Below are 17,768 nucleotides of genomic sequence, written 5' to 3'. Positions count from 1 at the left end.
CTGGATAAAATGTATTGTATCGACATTTGAGGAGCACGTCATGCACAACAATCTGGAAACGCCGGCGCTGTTGCTGGACGAGGGCCGCATGCAACGCAACATCGAACGCATGCAGAACCGCATGAACCAGCTGGGCGTGGCGTTTCGTCCGCATGTGAAGACCAGCAAATGCCTGGAAGTGGTGCGGCGCCAGATGGCGGCCGGCGCGCGCGGTATTACCGTCTCCACGCTGAAGGAGGCGGAGGAATTCTTCCGCGCTGGCGTGGATGACATCCTGTACGCCGTCGCCATCGTGCCAAACAAGCTGGACCATGCGCTGAAGCTGATCCGCGCCGGCCTACGCCTGACGCTGCTGGTGGAGTCGGTGGCGATGGCGGAGCAGGTCGCCATCCATGGTGCAGCGAATGGCGTCTGTTATGACGTACTGATCGAGATCGATACCGACGGCCACCGCTCCGGCGTGAAGCCTGCCGATCCGCTGCTGCCGCAAATCGCCGCCGCGCTGCAAGGCAGCGCCCGCCTGAAGGGCGTGATGACGCACGCCGGCGCGTCCTACGACTTGAATACGCCGGAAGCGCTGGCCGCCATGGCCGAGCAGGAGCGTTCACGCTGCGTGGCCGCCGCAGAGAATTTGCGCGCCGCCGGCCATGCGTGCGAAGTGGTCAGCGTCGGCTCCACGCCGACAGCGCTCAGTGCGCGGCACCTGAAAGGCGTGACGGAGGTGCGCGCTGGCGTCTACGTCTTCTTTGACATGGTAATGGCCGATGTAGGCGTCTGCACGTCGGATGATGTGGCGATCAGCGTGTTGTGCACGGTCATCGGTCATCAGCCGGACCAGGGCTGGATCATCACCGACGGCGGCTGGATGGCGATGAGCCGTGACCTCGGCCATCAAAGCCACGGCTACGGCCTGGTGTGCGATGCCGACGGCAAGCCGGTCGACGGTCTGGCCTTCGGCAAGGCCAACCAGGAGCATGGCGTGCTGCAATGGACGGGCGAGGGCGATATCAGCCAGATGTTCCCGGTCGGCAGCAGCCTGCGTATCCTGCCAAACCACGCTTGCGCCACCGGCGCGCAGCATGGCCAGTACCATGTGATTCCCCAAAAAGGCGGCGAGTTGAAGGTGTGGCCGCGCTTCAGCGGCTGGTAAATGCGAGTAATCCGTTTGCGCCGTTACTAAGCTGTTGATCGTAAAGGATTTTCTGCGAAAGGAAAGCGAGTTGAGGGCAGGGCGTCGGACGCCTATTCTGTTGGCTTCACCAACAGGAGAACCACCATGAAATTCAACCATCTCAGCTTTCCATCCAGCGACGTGCGCGCCACCGCCGACTTCTTCGTGCGGCACCTCGGCTGCTCGCTGGAATTCATCAGCCCGGCAGCCGCGATGCTGAAGCGTGCCGGTTTCGACATCGTCATCGAAGCCAAGGACCACACCGTGGTGTGGCCGCACAACTTCCATCTCGGCTTCGAACTGCCGTCGGTGGAGGCGGTGAGCGAGTTGTACCAGCACCTGCAAGCGCAGGGCGTTGCCATGAAAACCGGCATGTTCCACCATGAGCGCGGTTCCCGCTTTTTCTGCGCCGCGCCGGGCGGACTGCTGTTCGAAATCAATACCCGCGCCGACGCACACGAGCAGTACCGCGCCAGCTTTGAGCGCCAGGCCGCCGCCGACGCGGTAAAATAGCTGCTTTTATATCTCAGCTTTCACTCCGATGACCAACGCACCAGCCAAGCCAGTCCGCACCCGTTTTGCCCCAAGCCCGACCGGCTACCTCCACCTCGGCGGCGCCCGCACGGCGCTGTATTCCTGGGCCTTCGCCCGTCACTTCGGCGGCACCTTCGTGCTGCGTATTGAAGACACCGACCTGGAACGCTCGACGCCGGAAGCCGTGCAGGCGATTATCGAGGGCATGGCCTGGCTGGGCCTGAACCACGACGAAGGTCCGTTCTATCAGATGCAGCGCATGGACCGCTACCGCGAAGTGGTGGGGCAGATGCTGGATGCCGGCACCGCCTACCATTGCTATTCGTCGCCGGAAGAAGTGCAGGAAATGCGCGACCGCGCCACCGCCGCTGGCCAGAAACCGCGCTACGACGGCACCTGGCGCCCAGAGCCAGGCAAGACGCTGCCGGCGATTCCGGAAGGCCGCAAGCCGGTGGTGCGCTTCAAGAACCCGCTGGATGGCGAAGTGAGCTGGAACGACTTCGTCAAAGGCACCATCACCATTGGCAATAAGGAGCTCGATGATCTGGTCATCGCCCGTCCGGACGGCACGCCGACCTATAACTTCTGCGTCGCCATTGACGACCTGGACATGGAAATCAGCCACGTGCTGCGCGGCGACGACCACGTCAACAACACGCCACGCCAGATCAACATCCTGCGCGCCATCGGTGCACCGCTGCCGGAATACGGCCACTTGCCGATGATACTTGGTTCGGACGGCGCCAAGATGTCCAAGCGCAAGGATGCGGTCAACGTCATGCAATACCCGGCCGAAGGCTATCTGCCGGAAGCCATCCTGAACTATCTGGCGCGACTGGGCTGGAGCCACGGCGACGACGAAGTGTTCTCGATGGAGCAGGTATGTTCGTGGTTCGACGGCTCGCATCTGTCGAACTCGGCTGCACAGTTCAACATCGAAAAACTGAACTGGCTGAACAACCACTATATTAAGCAGGCCGATAACGAGCGTCTGGCCGAACTGGCCAAGCCGCGCATGCTGGCCAACGGCGCCGTGTTCGAGGGCGCGCCGGCCCTGCCTGTGGTGCTGGGTCTGCTGAAAGAGCGTACCAACACCGTCAACGAACTGGCCGACGCCGCCATGCTGTTCTACCGCGAGCCGCAACCGGATGCCGCGCTGCTGACCCAGCACGTCACCGATGCCGTCAAGCCGGCGCTGGCTGATTTCGCCGAGCGTTGCAAAACGGTCGAGTGGAACAAGGCGGCGCTGGCAGCCATGATCAAGGAAGTGCTGGTGGCCAATGGCCTGAAGATGCCGCAGATCGCCATGCCGTTGCGCCTGTTTATTACCGGCCAGCTGCAAACGCCGGCGATCGACGCTGTACTGGAAATCTTCGGCCGCGACACGGTTGTGGCGCGTCTGGCGAAGTTCCTCTAAATTATTCATTGAAGCAGGGGCAAAGTTGCAAAAGGGTATTTGCATAATACGGCGCCTCTGCTATACTCTTGTCTCTCGCGCAAACGGGGGTATAGCTCAGCTGGGAGAGCGCTTGCATGGCATGCAAGAGGTCAGCGGTTCGATCCCGCTTACCTCCACCAGTTTGCAGAGATTGTAGTACGGTAGTTCCAGGGTCCCCATCGTCTAGAGGCCTAGGACATCACCCTTTCACGGTGAGTACCGGGGTTCGAATCCCCGTGGGGACGCCAGCTTCGCCAAGGCTGGTTGGTCGTAAATTTTCTGTGCCAGAGGGGGTATAGCTCAGCTGGGAGAGCGCTTGCATGGCATGCAAGAGGTCAGCGGTTCGATCCCGCTTACCTCCACCAACGCACGGAAGATGTAGTTCAGGTAGTTCCGAGGTCCCCATCGTCTAGAGGCCTAGGACATCACCCTTTCACGGTGAGTACCGGGGTTCGAATCCCCGTGGGGACGCCAGCTTTGCCAAGGCTGGTCGGTTAGTAGTTACTGTTTTCTGCGCCCGGGGGGTATAGCTCAGCTGGGAGAGCGCTTGCATGGCATGCAAGAGGTCAGCGGTTCGATCCCGCTTACCTCCACCAACAGCGTAGAATACATATCCAGTAGTTCCTTGGTCCCCATCGTCTAGAGGCCTAGGACATCACCCTTTCACGGTGAGTACCGGGGTTCGAATCCCCGTGGGGACGCCAAAGCGCAAGTGACCAAGCCGCCATGTAGCGGCTTTTTTGTTTTCTGCGCCTCCTCCTCTTTGCAGCAGTGCAGAATGATCCCGTCTATTAGACGCGATTGCTGCTATCGGTTGGGTAGCTGAATTGCTCTAACGTCAAAGACCTCTCCGTACACATGAAGCAAGCCGCAAGGGAAATGACCAGATATTGTCTGATAAATTGGACAAAAAATTAAAATTTGTCTTTTTAATCGGACGTTTTGAACTTTAAAATATTATGCCTGTCCGATGAAATTGACAAAAAAAGGTATTTTGTCTAATTTGTCGGACATGAAAACCAAAACATCACGCCCGTTTCCGTCTGTAGAGAGACAGCTTAAGGCCTTTGGACTTAGGCTGCGAGAAGCACGTCTGCGCCGAGGCATTTCGACGCTACTGTTTTGCGAACGAATGAATGTGTCGCGTGACACGTTGAATCGGCTGGAAAAAGGTGATGCTTCGATTGCGATGGGCACATACCTGCGCGCGCTTCGCATCCTGGGCATGGACAAAGACTTTGATGCTGTGGCCAGGAACGACGACCTCGGACGCAAGCTCCAGGATGCTAAGCTTTTGATTCGAACTCCACGAGGACGCGCAACGAAGTCTCTTCGCATCGGACAGGAGGCTGTCAATCAGGAGGAGTCTGTTGATGAGTAAAGCTAAAACACTACAGGAGCGTGAAACTTATCAAGTACATCTTGAAGCGGCAGAGTTAGGCATTCAGGAGCAGGTGGGCATACTTCACCGAAACCTGCGCAAGGAGGATTTGCCGCCTTCGTTCCAATACGTGGAAAGTTGGGAGCAGCACCCTGGTCGGTTCATGCTCGATCCACGATTGGACATCCATTCGGGGGAGCAATTTCCTGAAGTGGGCGTGCCGGGTTTTGGTATTTTCCTCGATTCAGCACCGGACAGGTGGGGACGTATGCTGATGGAGCGGCGCGAAGCAGTCGAAGCCGACCGCGAAGAGCGCGCGATGAAGAAGCTGCATGAAGTGGACTTTCTGCTGGGAGTACACGACATCACGCGCATGGGGGCACTGCGCTTTCGCAAGTCCGAGGGGGCCAACTTTCTCGACAACCGCGAAATTGCCGCGCCGCCGGTCACAAGTCTGGCTGAATTGGCCGAGATCAGCCGTCAACTGGAGGAACCAGGCGTGGAAAAGTTACCGGCGTACGAGCGCTGGCTTGCCATGTTGATCGCGCCTGGCACGTCCCTTGGTGGCGCCCGGCCGAAAGCGAATTTCACTGATATAACAGGCAAACTTTGGTTCGCAAAGTTTCCTTCCAGAGAAGACCGTTACGACGTTGGTGCGTGGGAGTATCTCGTTCATCGGATGGCGCGTGATGCCGGTATCTGGGTTCCTGAGTCTCGCCTGGAGAAGTTTGGGGATGGATACCGCACTTTTTGCGTCGAGCGCTTTGACCGTGAGAGGTGGAGTCGCCGCATGTTTGTGTCTGCGATGACTTTGCTTGAGCGCCAGGATGGGCAGACGGATGCCAGCTATATCGACATAGTGGAATTCATCTCTGACCAAGGCGCGCAAAACCATATCAATACAGACCTTGAGCAACTTTATCGGCGTGTCGTTTTCAACGTCCTGATAGGCAACCGCGACGACCACTTGCGCAATCATGGATGCCTTCGGGATAAGTCTGGCTGGTGCCTTGCGCCGGCATTTGACATGAACCCGAGCCTGTACAAGCATGAGCACGCGCTGACACTGGACGGGCAAACGGCTGCTCCAAGCTTGAAGGCCGTAAGTCAAACTGCGGAAGATTTTTATCGGCTTACCCGCGCCAATGCAGACGCCATCGAGAAAGAGGTGGCAGCTGTGGGTGATCCTGAGTTCCAAGCGCAACGTTGTGGTGCTGCCAATCTTGCTGTCTTTTTTCAGCAAAAACAAGGGTTTGCTATTGCGTTCACCTAATCGTGCTGCTATGATTCGCGCCTTGGAAATGTCCCCATCGTCTAGAGGCCTAGGACATCACCCTTTCACGGTGAGTACCGGGGTTCGAATCCCCGTGGGGACGCCAAAAGACATTTCCAAATGGCCAGTACGGACAGTTTCTGTCCCCATCGTCTAGAGGCCTAGGACATCACCCTTTCACGGTGAGTACCGGGGTTCGAATCCCCGTGGGGACGCCAAATCATGCAAAAAGCCGCCTTGTGCGGCTTTTTGCATTCCTGTGCTGTAATGAGGATCCGCTTATATGACGAATTTCCGCCGCCTTGATCTGTTCTGCCGCGTAGTCGATAACTACGGCGACATCGGTATCTGCTGGCGTCTCGCCAGACAGCTGGTGCGCGAGCACGGCCTGGCGGTAACGCTGTACGTCGACGACCTGGCCAGCTTCCAGCGCATCTGCCCTGAAGTGGATGTGGCCGCCGAACGCCAGCAAGTGGAAGAGGTCACGGTGCGTCACTGGCGCGACCAGGATGGCGTCTACACGCCGCAGCAGGTGGCCGATATCGTCGTGGAGTTCTTTGCGGTCGATCTCCCGCCCGGCTATATCGACGCCATGGCGCAGTGCGAGCCACGCCCGGTCTGGTTCAACCTCGAAGGGCTGACCGCAGAGGAGTGGGTGGAAGGCTGCCATCGCCTGCCGTCGCCGCAGCGGCAGGGGCTGATGAAGCATTTCTTCTTCCCAGGCTTTACCGAAAAAACCGGCGGCCTGCTGCGTGAGGCAGCGCTGGAACAACAGCGTTTGCAATTCGAACCCGAGCCGTTCCTGCAACAGCTGGGCCTGACGCCGGCGGAGCTGATATCCACCAAGGTGTCGCTGTTCTGCTATCCGCACGCGCCCGTGTCGGCCCTGTTTGACGTGTGGCAGCAAGGCGACAGGCCGCTGACCTGCCTGGTGCCGGAAGGCGTGGCGGCCGATGCCGTGCGCGCTTTCAGCGGCAGCGATGGCCGCGCCGGGACAGTGGCAACGCATGGCGCGCTGACGGTACGCGTGCTGCCTTTCGTGCCACAGCCGGACTACGACAAGCTGCTGTGGGCTTGCGAGCTGAACTTCGTGCGCGGCGAGGATTCCTTCGTGCGCGCGCAGTGGGCCGGCAAGCCGTTCATCTGGCACATCTACCCGCAGGACGAAAACCTGCATCACAAAAAACTGCGCGCCTTCCTGCTGCGCTATGCGGAAAACCTGCCGCAACTGGCGCTGTTTTCGCTGCGCTGGAACGGCGCACCGGCCGCTGGGGATGATGACTGGATGGCGCTGTGGAACGGGCTGCAAGGGGAGCGCGAAACGGCCGCTGCGCACGCCGCCGGGTGGCAGCAACAAATGCTGGCGCACGGCGATCTGGCCGGCAATCTGCTGTCGTTTGCCGCCACGCTGAGATAGGCGCTAGAAGAAAAACAAGGTACAATGCCGGGTTAATCTCTATGAAGCATTTTTTACCCGATCAAACGTAGGCCGCCCAGGCGACGATGATCTTTACGCAACCACCTTATTAAGTAGAATCACTATGAAACCTGCAAAAGAAATTCGTGTTGGCAATATCATTATGGTTGACGCTAAGCCATTCATCGTGCTGCGTTCCGACGTCAACGGTTCGAGCCGCACGGGCTTCACCTACAAGTGGAAAATGAAGAATCTGCTGACCGGCGCGCCATTCGAAAGCGTGTTCCGCGGCGACGACAAATTCGACGTGGTCGTTCTGGACAAGAAGCCAGTCACCTACTCGTACTTCGCGGACCCACTGTACGTCTTCATGGACGCTGACTACGAACAGTACGAAATCGAAGAAGAAAACCTGGGCGACGCCCTGAACTACCTGAAAGATGGCATGGAATGCGAAGCTGTCTTCTACGACGGCAAAGCAATCTCGGTTGAACTGCCAACCACCATCCAGCGTCAGATCATCTACTCGGAGCCTGCTGTCAAAGGCAACACTTCGGGCAACGTGACCAAAGAAGCCAAGATCGAAAACGCCATCGAATCGAAGCAGTTCACCATCCAGGTGCCACTGTTCGTGTCGCAGGACGACATGATCGAAATCGACAGCCGTACCAACGAATTCAAGAAAGTCGTGCGTAACTAAGCACCGCTTTTTTGCGAAAAGCACGCCCGCGCAAGCCGGCGTGCTTTTTTTTTGTTAATTTTTGTGGTGTAACTTGCAACCTCCTGATATATTAATGCAACGCAACAAATGCGGCGCATTAGTGAAACCAACCTCGGGGATGGCATGGATCGCAGGGATTTCGTCAAAATGGGCGTGGCGGCTGGCGCTGCCAGTGGCAGCGCCTTCGGCAAGCCGCTGGGCAGCGGTGGCATCCTCGACGCCGGCGTGCGCGAACAGCAGCAGATGATGGAGGCGGGCAAGCTCACGTCGCACTCGCTGACGTCGCAATACCTGGCGCGTATCAAGACCATCGACAAGTCCGGGCCGCGCCTGAATTCCATCATCGAGATCAATCCGGAGGCGTTGAAGATCGCGCTGGAGATGGACCGCGAGCGCAAGCTGAAGCGCCTGCGCGGCCCGCTGCACGGCATTCCGGTTCTGCTGAAGGATAATATTGCCACCGCTGACCGCATGAGCACCACCGCCGGTTCGCTGGCATTGTCCGGCGTGCGTGCGGCGCGCGATGCGCATGTGACGGCGCAGTTGCGGGCGGCCGGCGCTGTCATCATCGGCAAGACCAACCTGAGCGAGTGGGCGAATATGCGCTCGACCCATTCGGTCAGCGGCTGGAGTGCGCGCGGCGGCCTGACCTTGAATCCGTATTCGCTCGACCGCAATTGCAGCGGCTCCAGTTCCGGCTCCGGCGCGGCGATCGCAGCCGGCCTGGCGACGCTGGCGGTGGGCACGGAAACCGATGGCTCCATTGTTTCGCCGGCGTCGATCTGCGGCCTGGTGGGCATCAAGCCGACCCTCGGGCTGGTCAGCCGCAGCGGCATCATTCCAATCGCCCATTCTCAGGATACCGCCGGGCCGATGGCGCGCAGCGTCGCCGATGCGGCGCTGATGCTGTCGGCGATGACCGGCGTGGACCCGAAAGATCCGGTGACGCAGGAGGGCGTCGGCAAGGCTGGCGACTACCGCGCGGCGCTGGACAAGGCCGGGCTGAAAGGCGCGCGCATCGGCGTGGCGCGTAATTTCTTCGGCCATCATGCGGAGCTGGATGCGGTGATCGAGAAGGCGCTGCTGGATCTGAAAGCGCAGGGCGCGGTGCTGGTGGATGCGGACGTGCCCAACGTCGGCAAGTACAGCGACAGCGAAACCGAAGTGCTGCTGTATGAATTCAAGGCCGACCTGGCGGCTTACCTGAAGGAGTATGCGCCGAACGCACCGGTGTCGAATATGGCGGAGATCATCGCCTTCAACCAGCAGCATCGGCAGCAGGAGATGCCGTATTTCGGCCAGGAGTATCTGGAGCAGGCGCAGGCCAAGGGCGGACTGGAGTCGCCGGCGTATCAGAACGCGCTGGCCAATAACCGCCGCTATGCGCGTGCCGAAGGCATCGATCAGGTGATGCAGCAGCACCGGCTCGATGCACTGGTGGCGCCGACCGGCGGCCCGGCGTGGCTGACGGATTTCATCAATGGCGACCACTTCATCAGCGGCTTCTCGTCGCCGGCGGCGGTGGCCGGCTATCCGCACATCACCGTGCCGGCCGGCTACGTGCAAGGGCTGCCGGTGGGCCTGTCGTTTGTCGGCGCGGCCTACAGCGAGGCGGCGTTGATCCGCATGGCCTATTCGTATGAACAGGCGACCTTGCACCGGCGCGCGCCGCAGTTTCCGCCCAGCGTGTCGCTGGCGATGCGCTAGTTCTTCAGCACGTGGCGGAAGGTGGGCTCGATGCCCATCGCGTGCAGGTGCCTGACGATGTCTTCCAGTGAAGCGTCTTTCAGCAACAGGCCTTGTGGCGTCTGGCGCGCAGGTGCTGGCGCTGGCGCCGCAGTGTGCTGGCGCTGTAGCGTCGCCAGCGCGTGATCGAACTGCTCGTCGCTGATGCTGTCGAGCTTTTCCAGGAAGGCGGCTTGCGCCATTTCGTTTGGCGGCACTTCCAGGCCCAGGTCTTCGGCCAACGCGCCACCCATGCTCGGATTGATAAACGAGGCCCACAGGCCGGTGGCGACGTGCAGGCATGGAGGCAGTTCGACCATGGTGCGGCCGAAATCAATCTGCTCATCTTCAAAGTAAGCCTTGTGCAGCAAGTCGAGGAACTGGCGTGCCTGTTCCACCGGGATGGGCGAGGCCAGCGACAGCCATAGACGGTAGCTGTCGCCACCGGACACGCTGACCGCCGGCGCGGGCAAGTCCAGCGCCGATTGCAGTGCGTTGGCGACATCGCACAGGCGCAGCCAGTGCTGTTCTTCCACCGCCTTGTGAAAATCGATGACGATGGCGCGCGTCACGCCATCCTGTGCCAGGTCGAAGGCAAACGTCGCCTCGCCGCGCAGGTGGTGCTGGAGGCGCTGGTGGTTGTCGGCGTTGAGCAGGTACAGGCGCCGCAGTTCAGAAATTAACTTGTCCATGCTTGCATTATCGCTCATTATTGCGCAACTTCACATGACAGGGAGGGCGGATGAAAGCTGTACTGATAGCGTTGGCGTTGAGTTCCGGTTGGGCTGCGGCGAGCGAGTTCGCCAAGCCGCATCAGTTGATTGATGTGGGCGGCGGCCGCAAGATGAATCTGTACTGCAGCGGCAAAGGCGCGACCACCGTGGTGTTTGATGCGCCGGCCGGCGATGCAGGGTGGGCCTGGTATCGCGTGCAGCCTGAAGTGGCCAAGCAAACACGCGCCTGCGTGTTTGATCGTGCCGGCTTTGGCTTCAGCGATTTTTCTCCGCAGCCGAATACCGCCGAAAGCGTGGCGGCCGACTTGCACAAGCTGCTGACCGCAGCGGGTGAGAAGGGGCCGTTCATCATGGTGGGTAATTCGCTGGGCGGCGCCAATGTGCAGGTCTACACGTATCGCCATCCGCAATCGGTCAAGGGACTGGTGCTGGTGGAAGCGCAGCATGAAGACGAAACCGCGCGGCTGGACCGCGCCTCTGGCGGCAAAATCAAACAGATCTACGCGATGGTCGTGGGACAGGACAAATACTGCCTGGATGCGGCGGAGCAGGGCTTTGCCAAGGACGCCGAAAAACAGAAGCAGTGCATCGGCGAGCCGCTGGTGAACTATGGCGCGCAACTTGGCGCGGCGATACTGGCGTCCGAGTTGAAGCCGTCATACTGGCGTGCCAGGGCGGCGGAGTACGATGCCATGGCGACTACTGACGAACAACTGCGCAAACTACGCCGGCCCTTCGGCGATATTCCGGTGGTGGTGCTGACGCGTAGCGTCAGCCCTTACGCGGTGCCGGGACAGCCACAAAGCGCCGCCAACAAAGCCTTCGAGGTGGAGAATGCCGCGATCCAGAAGGAATTCACCAAACTGTCGCCGCGCAGCGTTCAGCGCGTGGTAGCCGGCGCCGGCCACACGATTCAGGCAGACAAGCCTGAAGCGGTGACCGCCGCCGTGCTGGAGGTGCTCAAGCAGGTCGGGCGCTGAGCGCTGTCTACATCGCTTTGCGGACCAGGACCGCTTCGGCGCGGTACTGTTCCGGCAGGATGCGCTTCAGGTCCGTCAGCTTTTGCAGGTCGTTGTAGACGATGTAGGGATCGTTCGGGTGCAGCGTCAGGTAGTTCTGGTGATAGGCTTCGGCCACGTAGAACTGCTTGCCCGGTTCGATCCTGGTCGCCAGCGGCTTCTTGAAGGCGCGTGAGGCGTTCAGCTGGACGATGTATTTCTCCGCCACCGCCTGCTGCACCGGCGTCTGCGGGAAGATGGCGGAGCGGTATTGCGTGCCGCTGTCCGGCCCCTGCCGGTTCAGTTGCGTCGGGTCGTGCGCCACCGAGAAAAAGATCTGTAGCAGCTTGCCATAGCTGACTTGCGTCGGATCGTAGGTGACCTTCACCGATTCCGCATGGCCGGTGTCGCCGCGCTCGATCGCTTCGTAGCTGGCGCTGCGCGCATCGCCACCGGTGTAGCCGGAGACTGCGTTGCTGACACCTTTCACGTGCTGGAATACGCCTTGCACGCCCCAGAAGCAGCCGCCGGCAAAGATGGCGGTGGCTGTGCGGGCGCCGTCCACAGGTTCGTCGGCGGCCGGCGGCGCGATGACTGTCGCGGCTTCCGCCGATATCGCCTGCTGCTGGCAGGCCACGAGGCTGAGAATGGCGAGCGCGCCGCCAACTGCTTTGCTGATGCTGTTCATGATGGTGCTCCTTTTAACCGAAGGTGAAGGCGTAGGCTTGGACGCCTGGATCGAGGAATTCAATGCGGAAGGTGCGGTCGGCTACATCGCCGGACTGGCGCACCAGCTGGTACAGGCGCTGGCTCTTGATGACGCCGCTGCCATCTGCGGCGGTATCGCTGCCGTGGTTCTGGCCCGGCGCCGCCCCGTCGACGGTGACGCGGAAGCGTACCGGCTTGCCGTCCTTGCCCGGCCCAAGCACCAGATGCAGATCGCGTGCATGGAAGCGGTAGACGATGCTGCCGTTGGCTTGGTTCAGCGTGACCTGTTCCGGCTGCGCCAGCCAGTTGCCGGCCAGGCCCCACTGGTTCAGCGCTGGCTTGGCGGGCGCCGTGTACTGGCGGGCGGCGTTGGCTGCCTGCTTTTCCGGCGAGGCGAAGTTTTCAGCGCGCTCGTAGCCCAGATAGGTTTCCGGCGAGCCGACCTGGCCCATGTCCGATTGCTGCTGGATGCCTTTGACGTCTTCGGTGCTGACCACCGTGTTGGTCACGTCCTTGCGGCCGGCTTCTTCCAGCAGTTGCTGGATCACCTGTTCCGAACGGGCGTAGTCGCCTTCGCCGAAGTGGTGGTGGCGGATCTGGCCTTTGGCGTCAATGAAGTAGTGCGCCGGCCAGTATTGATTGTTGAAAGCGCGCCAGATGGCGTAGTCGTTGTCGATGGCGACCGGGAAGTTGATGCCCTGGTCTTTCACCGCCTTGCGCACGTTGTTGACGTTGCGTTCGAAGGCGAATTCCGGTGCGTGCACGCCGATTACCACCAGTCCCTGGTCGCGGTATTTATCCGCCCAGGCTTTGGTGTAGGGCAGGCTGCGCAGGCAGTTGATGCAGGAGTAGGTCCAGAAGTCGACCAGCACCACTTTGCCTTTCAGCTGCTCGGTGGTGAGCGGGGCGGTGTTGAGCCACTCGACGGCGCCGTTCAGTGCGGGCAGCTTGCCTTCAACCGGCAGCGTCTCGGCGGCCTGCGCCGCAGCGCGGCGGGACATCATCTCCGGACCGGCGGCATTCCCCGCCATGGCGACACGCGACATCATGGCGACACGCGACATCATGGCGCCGCTAGCCGGCGCATCATCCGCCACAGCGGCCTGGCGCATCATCGCTCCGCCAGCCGGCGCATCTTCCGCCACTGCGGCTTGGCGCATCATGGAGCCGCTAGCCGGTTCATCTTCTGCCGTAGCGGCCCTGCGCATCATGGAGCCATCGGCCTCCGCTTCGCCTGCGGCTGCGGTCTGGGGCATCATTGCGCCGCCTGCTGGCGCGTCATTTGGAGCAGGGCGCGGAGCGAGCGTATCGATCAGCTGCTGCTCGATGCCGGCGGTGGCGACGCTGGAGACGCGCGTTAGCAGGCCGGTATCCAGGCCGGTCGCAATCGCCGCGACACCGGCCAGCATCGCCACGCCGAGGCCACGGCGTATCCATTCACCCGCGCCCAGCGAGCGCTTCATCGCGCTGAAGACTTTACCACCGACCAGCAACGCCAAGGCCAGCGAAGTCGCCGCGCCGGCGGCATAGGCCAACAGCAGCAGCGTTGTGCCGACACTTGCGCCATTCAGCGCCGCGCCGGTCAGGACCAGGCCCAGTACCGGACCGGCACATGGCGCCCACAGCAAACCAGTGGCCACGCCCAGCAGGAAGGACGAACGTGCGCCACCGGCCGAGTCGCCTTCCGTCTGCGCCTTGTTGGACAGCTTGTCACCCAGTGCGACCAGCGGCTTGGTCAAGCGGTCCGCCACCTGTGGCAGCATCAGCGTAATGCCAAAGAAGGCCATCAACACCAACGCAATCCAGCGGCCATATTCATTCGCCTGCACCACCCAGCCGCCACCGACGGCGGCCAGCGTCGCCACCAGCGCAAAGGTCATGGCCATGCCGGCCAGCAGCGGCAGTCCGCTGCGTACAAACGGTTGTCCGGTGCGGGCAAACACAAACGGCAGCACCGGCAGAATGCAAGGACTGACGATGGTCAGCGCCCCGCCCAGATAGGAGAGCAATATCAGCAACATGATGTGGTCCTCCGATCAGGCTTCGCCAGCGACGAAATTCAGCGCCACACCGTCGATGCAGTAGCGCAGGCCGGTTGGCTCCGGGCCATCGTCAAACACATCGCCCAGATGGCTGCCGCAGCGGCGGCACACCACCTCCACGCCATACATGCCCAGCGACGTGGTGCGGCTGGTGTTCACGCCACGCTCCAGCGGCTTCCAGAAGCTGGGCCAGCCGGTGCCACTATCGAATTTGTTCTTCGACGAGAACAGCGGATTCTGACAACCGGCACACAGGAACTTGCCGGCGCGGTGCTCCTTGTAGAGCGGGCTGCTGAACGGGCGCTCGGTGCCGTGCTTGCGCAGCACTTCGTACTGGGCGGGCGTCAGCAGCGCACGCCATTCGGCGTCGGTGCGGGTGACTTCCCAGGCGGCGGCCGGAGCGGCGATGGTGCTGCGGTAGGCAATGCCGGCCAGCAGGGCGGCGCCGCTGGTCAGGATGAAAGAACGTCTCGATGTCATGGTGTCCTCCGTAAGTGGAATAACGATGGAGCCATTCTGCGCCCGCAATGCTGACAAAATCCTCACGTAAACTTAAACTAATTGTGATACTTTCGTAGTACGTATTGCGGCACAATGACGGCCATGGACAACAAACGTGTACTCATCGTCGAAGACGACATTCATATCGCAGACCTGTTGCGCTTGCACCTCCAGGATGAGGGATACCAGGTCACCCATTGTGCCGACGGCACGCAGGGACTGGCCCAGGTACGCACCGGCGGCTGGGATGCGCTGATCCTCGACATCATGCTGCCTGGCGTTGACGGCCTGGAAATCTGCCGCCAGGCGCGCGCCATGACCACCTACACGCCCATCATCATCACCAGCGCACGTTCCAGCGAAGTGCACCGCATCCTCGGCCTGGAACTGGGCGCGGACGATTACCTGCCCAAGCCATTCTCCGTGCTGGAACTGGTCGCACGCGTGAAAGCGCTGTTGCGCCGCGCCGATGCCATGTCGCGCAACCAGCGCAACGAGGGCGGGGCGCTGGAACTGGACGGCGTGCGCGTCGATCCGATCACACGCCAGGCACATTTGAACGGCGCCGCGCTGGACCTGACGCCGCGTGAATTCGATCTGCTGTACTTCTTCATCAAGCAGCCCGAAAAAGTATTCTCGCGCCTGGACCTGCTGAACCTGGTGTGGGGCTATCAGCATGACGGCTACGAGCACACGGTCAACACCCACATCAACCGCCTGCGCGCCAAGATCGAAACCGATCCCGCCGACCCTAAACGCATCCTCACCGTGTGGGGCAAGGGCTACCGGTACGCCAGCGGGGCCGCATGAAACTGACACTGTCACAGCGCCTGTCGCTGGTATTCTCGATCCTGCTGCTGGCTTGCTGCGGCGCGTCGGCGTGGCTGCAGATCCGCGCCAACATCATGCACGAAAAGGAAGTGGTGCAGGGCCTGTCGCGCGGACTGGCGCGCAGCATCGCACTGGATGCGCAGCTGATGCATGCCGAGGATGCGCAAGCGCTCGGCCCCGCCATGGTGCGCCGCCTGTTCAGCCGCCTGATGGACGTGAATCCCAGCGTCGAGGTCTACCTGCTCGATATGGATGGCCGCGTCGTCGGTCACGCCGCGCCGGACGGCAGCCTGAAACGCGACCATGTCAGCCTCGATCCGATCCGCCGCCTGCTGGCCAACGAGCCATTGCCGATACAGGGCGACGATCCACGCAGCGACAAGGGCCGCAAGGTGTTCAGCGCCGCCATCCTGCGCGCCGGCGAGAAGAAGGTCGGCTACATCTACGTGATCCTGCAAAGCGAAGAGCACGACCGCCTGGCCGCCCGCGCCACCGCCAGCTCGGTGCTGCGCACCACCTTGTGGTCGATGGTGGTGGTGGCGGGACTGGTGCTGATCGCCGGCCTGATTGCCTTCCGCCTGATTACGCGGCCGCTGCGCCGCCTGACCACCACCATGCGCCAGCTGGACACCAAAGCCGATCAGCTGGTGCTGCCGGCGCCAGTCGCGGCAAGCCCGCGCGATGAAATCGCCGTGCTGGAACACGCTTTTGGCGACATGGCATCGCGCATCAACGACCAATGGACCACCATGCGCCAGCTGGATCATGAGCGGCGCGAAGTGGTGGCCAATATCTCCCACGACCTGCGCACGCCACTGGGCTCGCTGCACGGCTACCTCGAAACGCTGTCGCTGAAGGATGAAACGCTGACGGCCGCCGAGCGCCAGCACTACCTCGGCATCGCGCTGGCGCAGAGCCAGAAAGTAGGGCGGCTGGCGCAAGCGCTTTTTGAGCTGGCGCGCCTGGAACACGGCTCGGTGCAGCCGGAGCTGGAGCCGTTCTCGCTGTCCGACCTGATCCAGGACGTATTCCAGAAATTCGAGCTGCAAGCCGCCGAACGCCAGGTGCGCCTGATGGCGACGCTGCCGCATCCGGCGCCGATGGTGCGCGCGGACCTGGGCATGATGGAGCGTGTGCTGACCAATCTGTTCGACAACGCCATCCGCCACACACCGGCCGGCGGCGAGGTCGAAATCACCGTGGCGCCAGCGGCCAGCGGCAAAGTCACCGTCACCGTGGAAGACACCGGGCCAGGCGTGCCGGCCGCCATGCGCGAGAACCTGTTCCGTCGCCCGGTGGCGCTGCAAGGCGAGTACCGTGTCGGCGGCCTTGGGCTGTTGACGGTCAACCGCATCCTGCAACTGCATCACAGCAAAATCGAATTGGTCAGCGAGCCGGGTCTCGGCGCGGTGTTCCGCTTTACGCTGGATGCTGCGTGAGCGGCTGGCGCCATTCCGTCAGGTAGTGCTGCGGCGTCTTGCCGAGGATGCGGCGGAACATGGCGCTGAATGCGCTCGGACTGGCGTAACCCAGCGCCGCCGCGATCTCGCCCACGCTTTGTCCCTGCGCCAGCCGGCCGAACGCCTCGGCCAGATGCACCTGCTGCACCCACTGGCGGTAATGCAGCCCGGTCTCCTTCGGGAATAGGCGGATCAGCGTGCGCGCGCTGGCGCCCACCTCATCCGCCCACTGTTCGATATTCCGGCCGCTGCCCGGATCGGCCATGATGGCCGAGCATACCGCCAGCAGGCGCCGGTCGCGCGGCCAGGGGATGGCTATCGGCACCGTTTCCGCCGCCTTCAGTTCGGACAGGATCAGCATCGCCAGATGCTCGCCGCGCCCCGGCAGCGGATATTCGATCGGTTCCTCCAGCAGCGCCAGTATGAGTTCGCGCAGCAGCGGACTGACTTCGATCACGCGGCAGGTATCGCCATAGGCGGCAGCGGTCTTCGGCTCGACGTAGATCGAGCGCATGGTCACCTTGCTGGTGGCTGTCCAGTGATGCATCACGCCCGGCGGTATCCACAGCGCGCGGCGCGGCGGCAGTACCCACATGCCGGCATCGGTCAGCACGCGCATCATGCCGTGGGTGGCATACAGCAGCTGCGCGCGCTCGTGATGGTGCGGCGTGCCGGAGACACCGTGCTCCACATCGCGCGAAATGGCGGTGACTACACGCGGCACGCGCTGATAGTCACGATGATCGGTGCTGCGGGCGGTATCAGGCATCTGTCACTTATTCGACGAAAATTGGAATATCAGGCTTTCTCGACCATATTACACTTAAACGTCCA

Annotated in this window: 16 protein-coding genes and 8 tRNA genes; 19 read left to right on the top strand and 5 right to left on the bottom strand. The window is 61.6% G+C overall.

What is annotated here, in order from left to right; all coding sequences use genetic code 11:
- The first annotated feature begins 40 nt into the window (after positions 1-40).
- From BLS51_RS04540 to BLS51_RS04465, 16 genes are all read left to right on the top strand, one after another.
- The gene (locus BLS51_RS04540) at positions 41-1,150 is read left to right on the top strand and encodes an alanine racemase (RefSeq protein ID WP_090177579.1); all 1,110 of its coding nucleotides are present in this window, start codon (positions 41-43) and stop codon (positions 1,148-1,150) included.
- Between the two features lie 126 nt (positions 1,151-1,276).
- The gene (locus BLS51_RS04535) at positions 1,277-1,684 is read left to right on the top strand and encodes a VOC family protein (protein ID WP_090177583.1); all 408 of its coding nucleotides are present in this window, start codon (positions 1,277-1,279) and stop codon (positions 1,682-1,684) included.
- A 28-nt stretch (positions 1,685-1,712) separates the two neighbouring features.
- A complete protein-coding gene (gene gltX, locus BLS51_RS04530; RefSeq protein WP_090177585.1) occupies positions 1,713-3,122 on the top strand; it encodes a glutamate--tRNA ligase in 1,410 nt (469 codons plus the stop codon).
- Between the two features lie 85 nt (positions 3,123-3,207).
- A tRNA-Ala gene (locus BLS51_RS04525) sits at positions 3,208-3,283 on the top strand.
- A 32-nt stretch (positions 3,284-3,315) separates the two neighbouring features.
- A tRNA-Glu gene (locus BLS51_RS04520) sits at positions 3,316-3,391 on the top strand.
- Between the two features lie 41 nt (positions 3,392-3,432).
- Positions 3,433-3,508, top strand: a tRNA-Ala gene (locus BLS51_RS04515).
- A 33-nt stretch (positions 3,509-3,541) separates the two neighbouring features.
- Positions 3,542-3,617 (top strand) — tRNA-Glu (locus BLS51_RS04510).
- 46 nt (positions 3,618-3,663) lie between these two features.
- Positions 3,664-3,739 (top strand) — tRNA-Ala (locus BLS51_RS04505).
- Between the two features lie 32 nt (positions 3,740-3,771).
- Positions 3,772-3,847, top strand: a tRNA-Glu gene (locus BLS51_RS04500).
- A gap of 266 nt (positions 3,848-4,113) precedes the next feature.
- The gene (locus tag BLS51_RS04495) at positions 4,114-4,524 is read left to right on the top strand and encodes a helix-turn-helix domain-containing protein (RefSeq protein ID WP_217636401.1); all 411 of its coding nucleotides are present in this window, start codon (positions 4,114-4,116) and stop codon (positions 4,522-4,524) included.
- Positions 4,517-5,797, top strand: a complete 1,281-nt coding sequence (locus BLS51_RS04490; protein ID WP_090177589.1) for a type II toxin-antitoxin system HipA family toxin — start codon at positions 4,517-4,519, stop codon at positions 5,795-5,797. The genes BLS51_RS04495 and BLS51_RS04490 overlap by 8 nt, the downstream gene beginning before the upstream one ends.
- 30 nt (positions 5,798-5,827) lie before the next feature.
- Positions 5,828-5,903 (top strand) — tRNA-Glu (locus BLS51_RS04485).
- A gap of 36 nt (positions 5,904-5,939) precedes the next feature.
- A tRNA-Glu gene (locus BLS51_RS04480) sits at positions 5,940-6,015 on the top strand.
- Between the two features lie 65 nt (positions 6,016-6,080).
- Positions 6,081-7,214 (top strand): elongation factor P maturation arginine rhamnosyltransferase EarP, encoded by a 1,134-nt coding sequence (gene earP, locus BLS51_RS04475; protein WP_090177593.1) that lies wholly within the window; start codon positions 6,081-6,083, stop codon positions 7,212-7,214.
- Between the two features lie 124 nt (positions 7,215-7,338).
- Complete coding sequence (locus BLS51_RS04470) at positions 7,339-7,914, top strand: elongation factor P (protein ID WP_090177595.1); 576 nt, start codon at positions 7,339-7,341, stop codon at positions 7,912-7,914.
- Positions 7,915-8,058: 144 nt separating this feature from the next.
- On the top strand, positions 8,059-9,642 hold the full coding sequence (locus BLS51_RS04465; protein ID WP_090177599.1) for an amidase: 1,584 nt from the start codon (positions 8,059-8,061) through the stop codon (positions 9,640-9,642).
- Here the strand turns inward: BLS51_RS04465 and BLS51_RS04460 are convergent.
- Positions 9,639-10,352, bottom strand: coding sequence for a TOTE conflict system archaeo-eukaryotic primase domain-containing protein (locus BLS51_RS04460; RefSeq protein ID WP_090180626.1), 714 nt, complete (start codon positions 10,350-10,352; stop codon positions 9,639-9,641). The genes BLS51_RS04465 and BLS51_RS04460 overlap by 4 nt on opposite strands.
- Before the next feature lie 50 nt (positions 10,353-10,402).
- Between BLS51_RS04460 and BLS51_RS04455 the strand changes: the two genes are divergently transcribed.
- On the top strand, positions 10,403-11,374 hold the full coding sequence (locus BLS51_RS04455; protein ID WP_090177603.1) for an alpha/beta fold hydrolase: 972 nt from the start codon (positions 10,403-10,405) through the stop codon (positions 11,372-11,374).
- A gap of 7 nt (positions 11,375-11,381) precedes the next feature.
- Here the strand turns inward: BLS51_RS04455 and msrA are convergent, their stop codons facing one another.
- Genes msrA through msrB form a run of 3 tightly spaced genes read right to left on the bottom strand, consistent with a single transcriptional unit; the run spans position 11,382 to position 14,622 of the window.
- Positions 11,382-12,080 carry a peptide-methionine (S)-S-oxide reductase MsrA gene (msrA, locus tag BLS51_RS04450; protein WP_090177607.1) on the bottom strand — a complete coding sequence of 233 codons (699 nt, stop codon included), beginning with the start codon at positions 12,078-12,080 and terminating at the stop codon, positions 11,382-11,384.
- 13 nt (positions 12,081-12,093) lie between these two features.
- A complete protein-coding gene (locus tag BLS51_RS04445) occupies positions 12,094-14,121 on the bottom strand; it encodes a redoxin family protein (protein WP_090177611.1) in 2,028 nt (675 codons plus the stop codon).
- A 15-nt stretch (positions 14,122-14,136) separates the two neighbouring features.
- Positions 14,137-14,622, bottom strand: coding sequence for a peptide-methionine (R)-S-oxide reductase MsrB (gene msrB, locus BLS51_RS04440; RefSeq protein ID WP_090177615.1), 486 nt, complete (start codon positions 14,620-14,622; stop codon positions 14,137-14,139).
- 114 nt (positions 14,623-14,736) lie between these two features.
- Here msrB and BLS51_RS04435 point away from each other — a divergent pair, with 114 nt between their 5' ends.
- Both BLS51_RS04435 and BLS51_RS04430 read left to right on the top strand, forming a co-directional pair.
- Positions 14,737-15,453 (top strand): response regulator transcription factor, encoded by a 717-nt coding sequence (locus BLS51_RS04435; protein WP_217636402.1) that lies wholly within the window; start codon positions 14,737-14,739, stop codon positions 15,451-15,453.
- Positions 15,450-16,913, top strand: a complete 1,464-nt coding sequence (locus BLS51_RS04430) for a sensor histidine kinase (RefSeq protein WP_090177619.1) — start codon at positions 15,450-15,452, stop codon at positions 16,911-16,913. Before BLS51_RS04435 ends, BLS51_RS04430 begins: the two co-directional genes overlap by 4 nt.
- On the opposite strand, the gene BLS51_RS04425 is transcribed toward BLS51_RS04430, so the two are convergent.
- A complete protein-coding gene (locus BLS51_RS04425; RefSeq protein WP_090177622.1) occupies positions 16,894-17,703 on the bottom strand; it encodes an AraC family transcriptional regulator in 810 nt (269 codons plus the stop codon). The genes BLS51_RS04430 and BLS51_RS04425 overlap by 20 nt on opposite strands.
- Positions 17,704-17,768 lie beyond the last annotated feature (65 nt).

The sequence above is a fragment of the Duganella sp. OV510 genome (genome assembly GCF_900100205.1).
Taxonomy (GTDB): domain Bacteria; phylum Pseudomonadota; class Gammaproteobacteria; order Burkholderiales; family Burkholderiaceae_D; genus Rugamonas.
This window is presented reverse-complemented; position numbering and strand designations above follow the sequence as displayed.

Bases quoted from the DNA above. Each gene is read 5' to 3' on its own strand.
- BLS51_RS04540 (WP_090177579.1), top strand. From the start codon at position 41: ATGCACAACAATCTGGAAACGCCGGCGCTGTTGCTGGACGAGGGCCGC.
- BLS51_RS04535 (WP_090177583.1), top strand. From the start codon at position 1,277: ATGAAATTCAACCATCTCAGCTTTCCATCCAGCGACGTGCGCGCCACC.
- gltX (WP_090177585.1), top strand. From the start codon at position 1,713: ATGACCAACGCACCAGCCAAGCCAGTCCGCACCCGTTTTGCCCCAAGC.
- BLS51_RS04495 (WP_217636401.1), top strand. From the start codon at position 4,114: ATGAAATTGACAAAAAAAGGTATTTTGTCTAATTTGTCGGACATGAAA.
- BLS51_RS04490 (WP_090177589.1), top strand. From the start codon at position 4,517: ATGAGTAAAGCTAAAACACTACAGGAGCGTGAAACTTATCAAGTACAT.
- earP (WP_090177593.1), top strand. From the start codon at position 6,081: ATGACGAATTTCCGCCGCCTTGATCTGTTCTGCCGCGTAGTCGATAAC.
- BLS51_RS04470 (WP_090177595.1), top strand. From the start codon at position 7,339: ATGAAACCTGCAAAAGAAATTCGTGTTGGCAATATCATTATGGTTGAC.
- BLS51_RS04465 (WP_090177599.1), top strand. From the start codon at position 8,059: ATGGATCGCAGGGATTTCGTCAAAATGGGCGTGGCGGCTGGCGCTGCC.
- BLS51_RS04460 (WP_090180626.1), bottom strand. From the start codon at position 10,352: ATGGACAAGTTAATTTCTGAACTGCGGCGCCTGTACCTGCTCAACGCC.
- BLS51_RS04455 (WP_090177603.1), top strand. From the start codon at position 10,403: ATGAAAGCTGTACTGATAGCGTTGGCGTTGAGTTCCGGTTGGGCTGCG.
- msrA (WP_090177607.1), bottom strand. From the start codon at position 12,080: ATGAACAGCATCAGCAAAGCAGTTGGCGGCGCGCTCGCCATTCTCAGC.
- BLS51_RS04445 (WP_090177611.1), bottom strand. From the start codon at position 14,121: ATGTTGCTGATATTGCTCTCCTATCTGGGCGGGGCGCTGACCATCGTC.
- msrB (WP_090177615.1), bottom strand. From the start codon at position 14,622: ATGACATCGAGACGTTCTTTCATCCTGACCAGCGGCGCCGCCCTGCTG.
- BLS51_RS04435 (WP_217636402.1), top strand. From the start codon at position 14,737: ATGACGGCCATGGACAACAAACGTGTACTCATCGTCGAAGACGACATT.
- BLS51_RS04430 (WP_090177619.1), top strand. From the start codon at position 15,450: ATGAAACTGACACTGTCACAGCGCCTGTCGCTGGTATTCTCGATCCTG.
- BLS51_RS04425 (WP_090177622.1), bottom strand. From the start codon at position 17,703: ATGCCTGATACCGCCCGCAGCACCGATCATCGTGACTATCAGCGCGTG.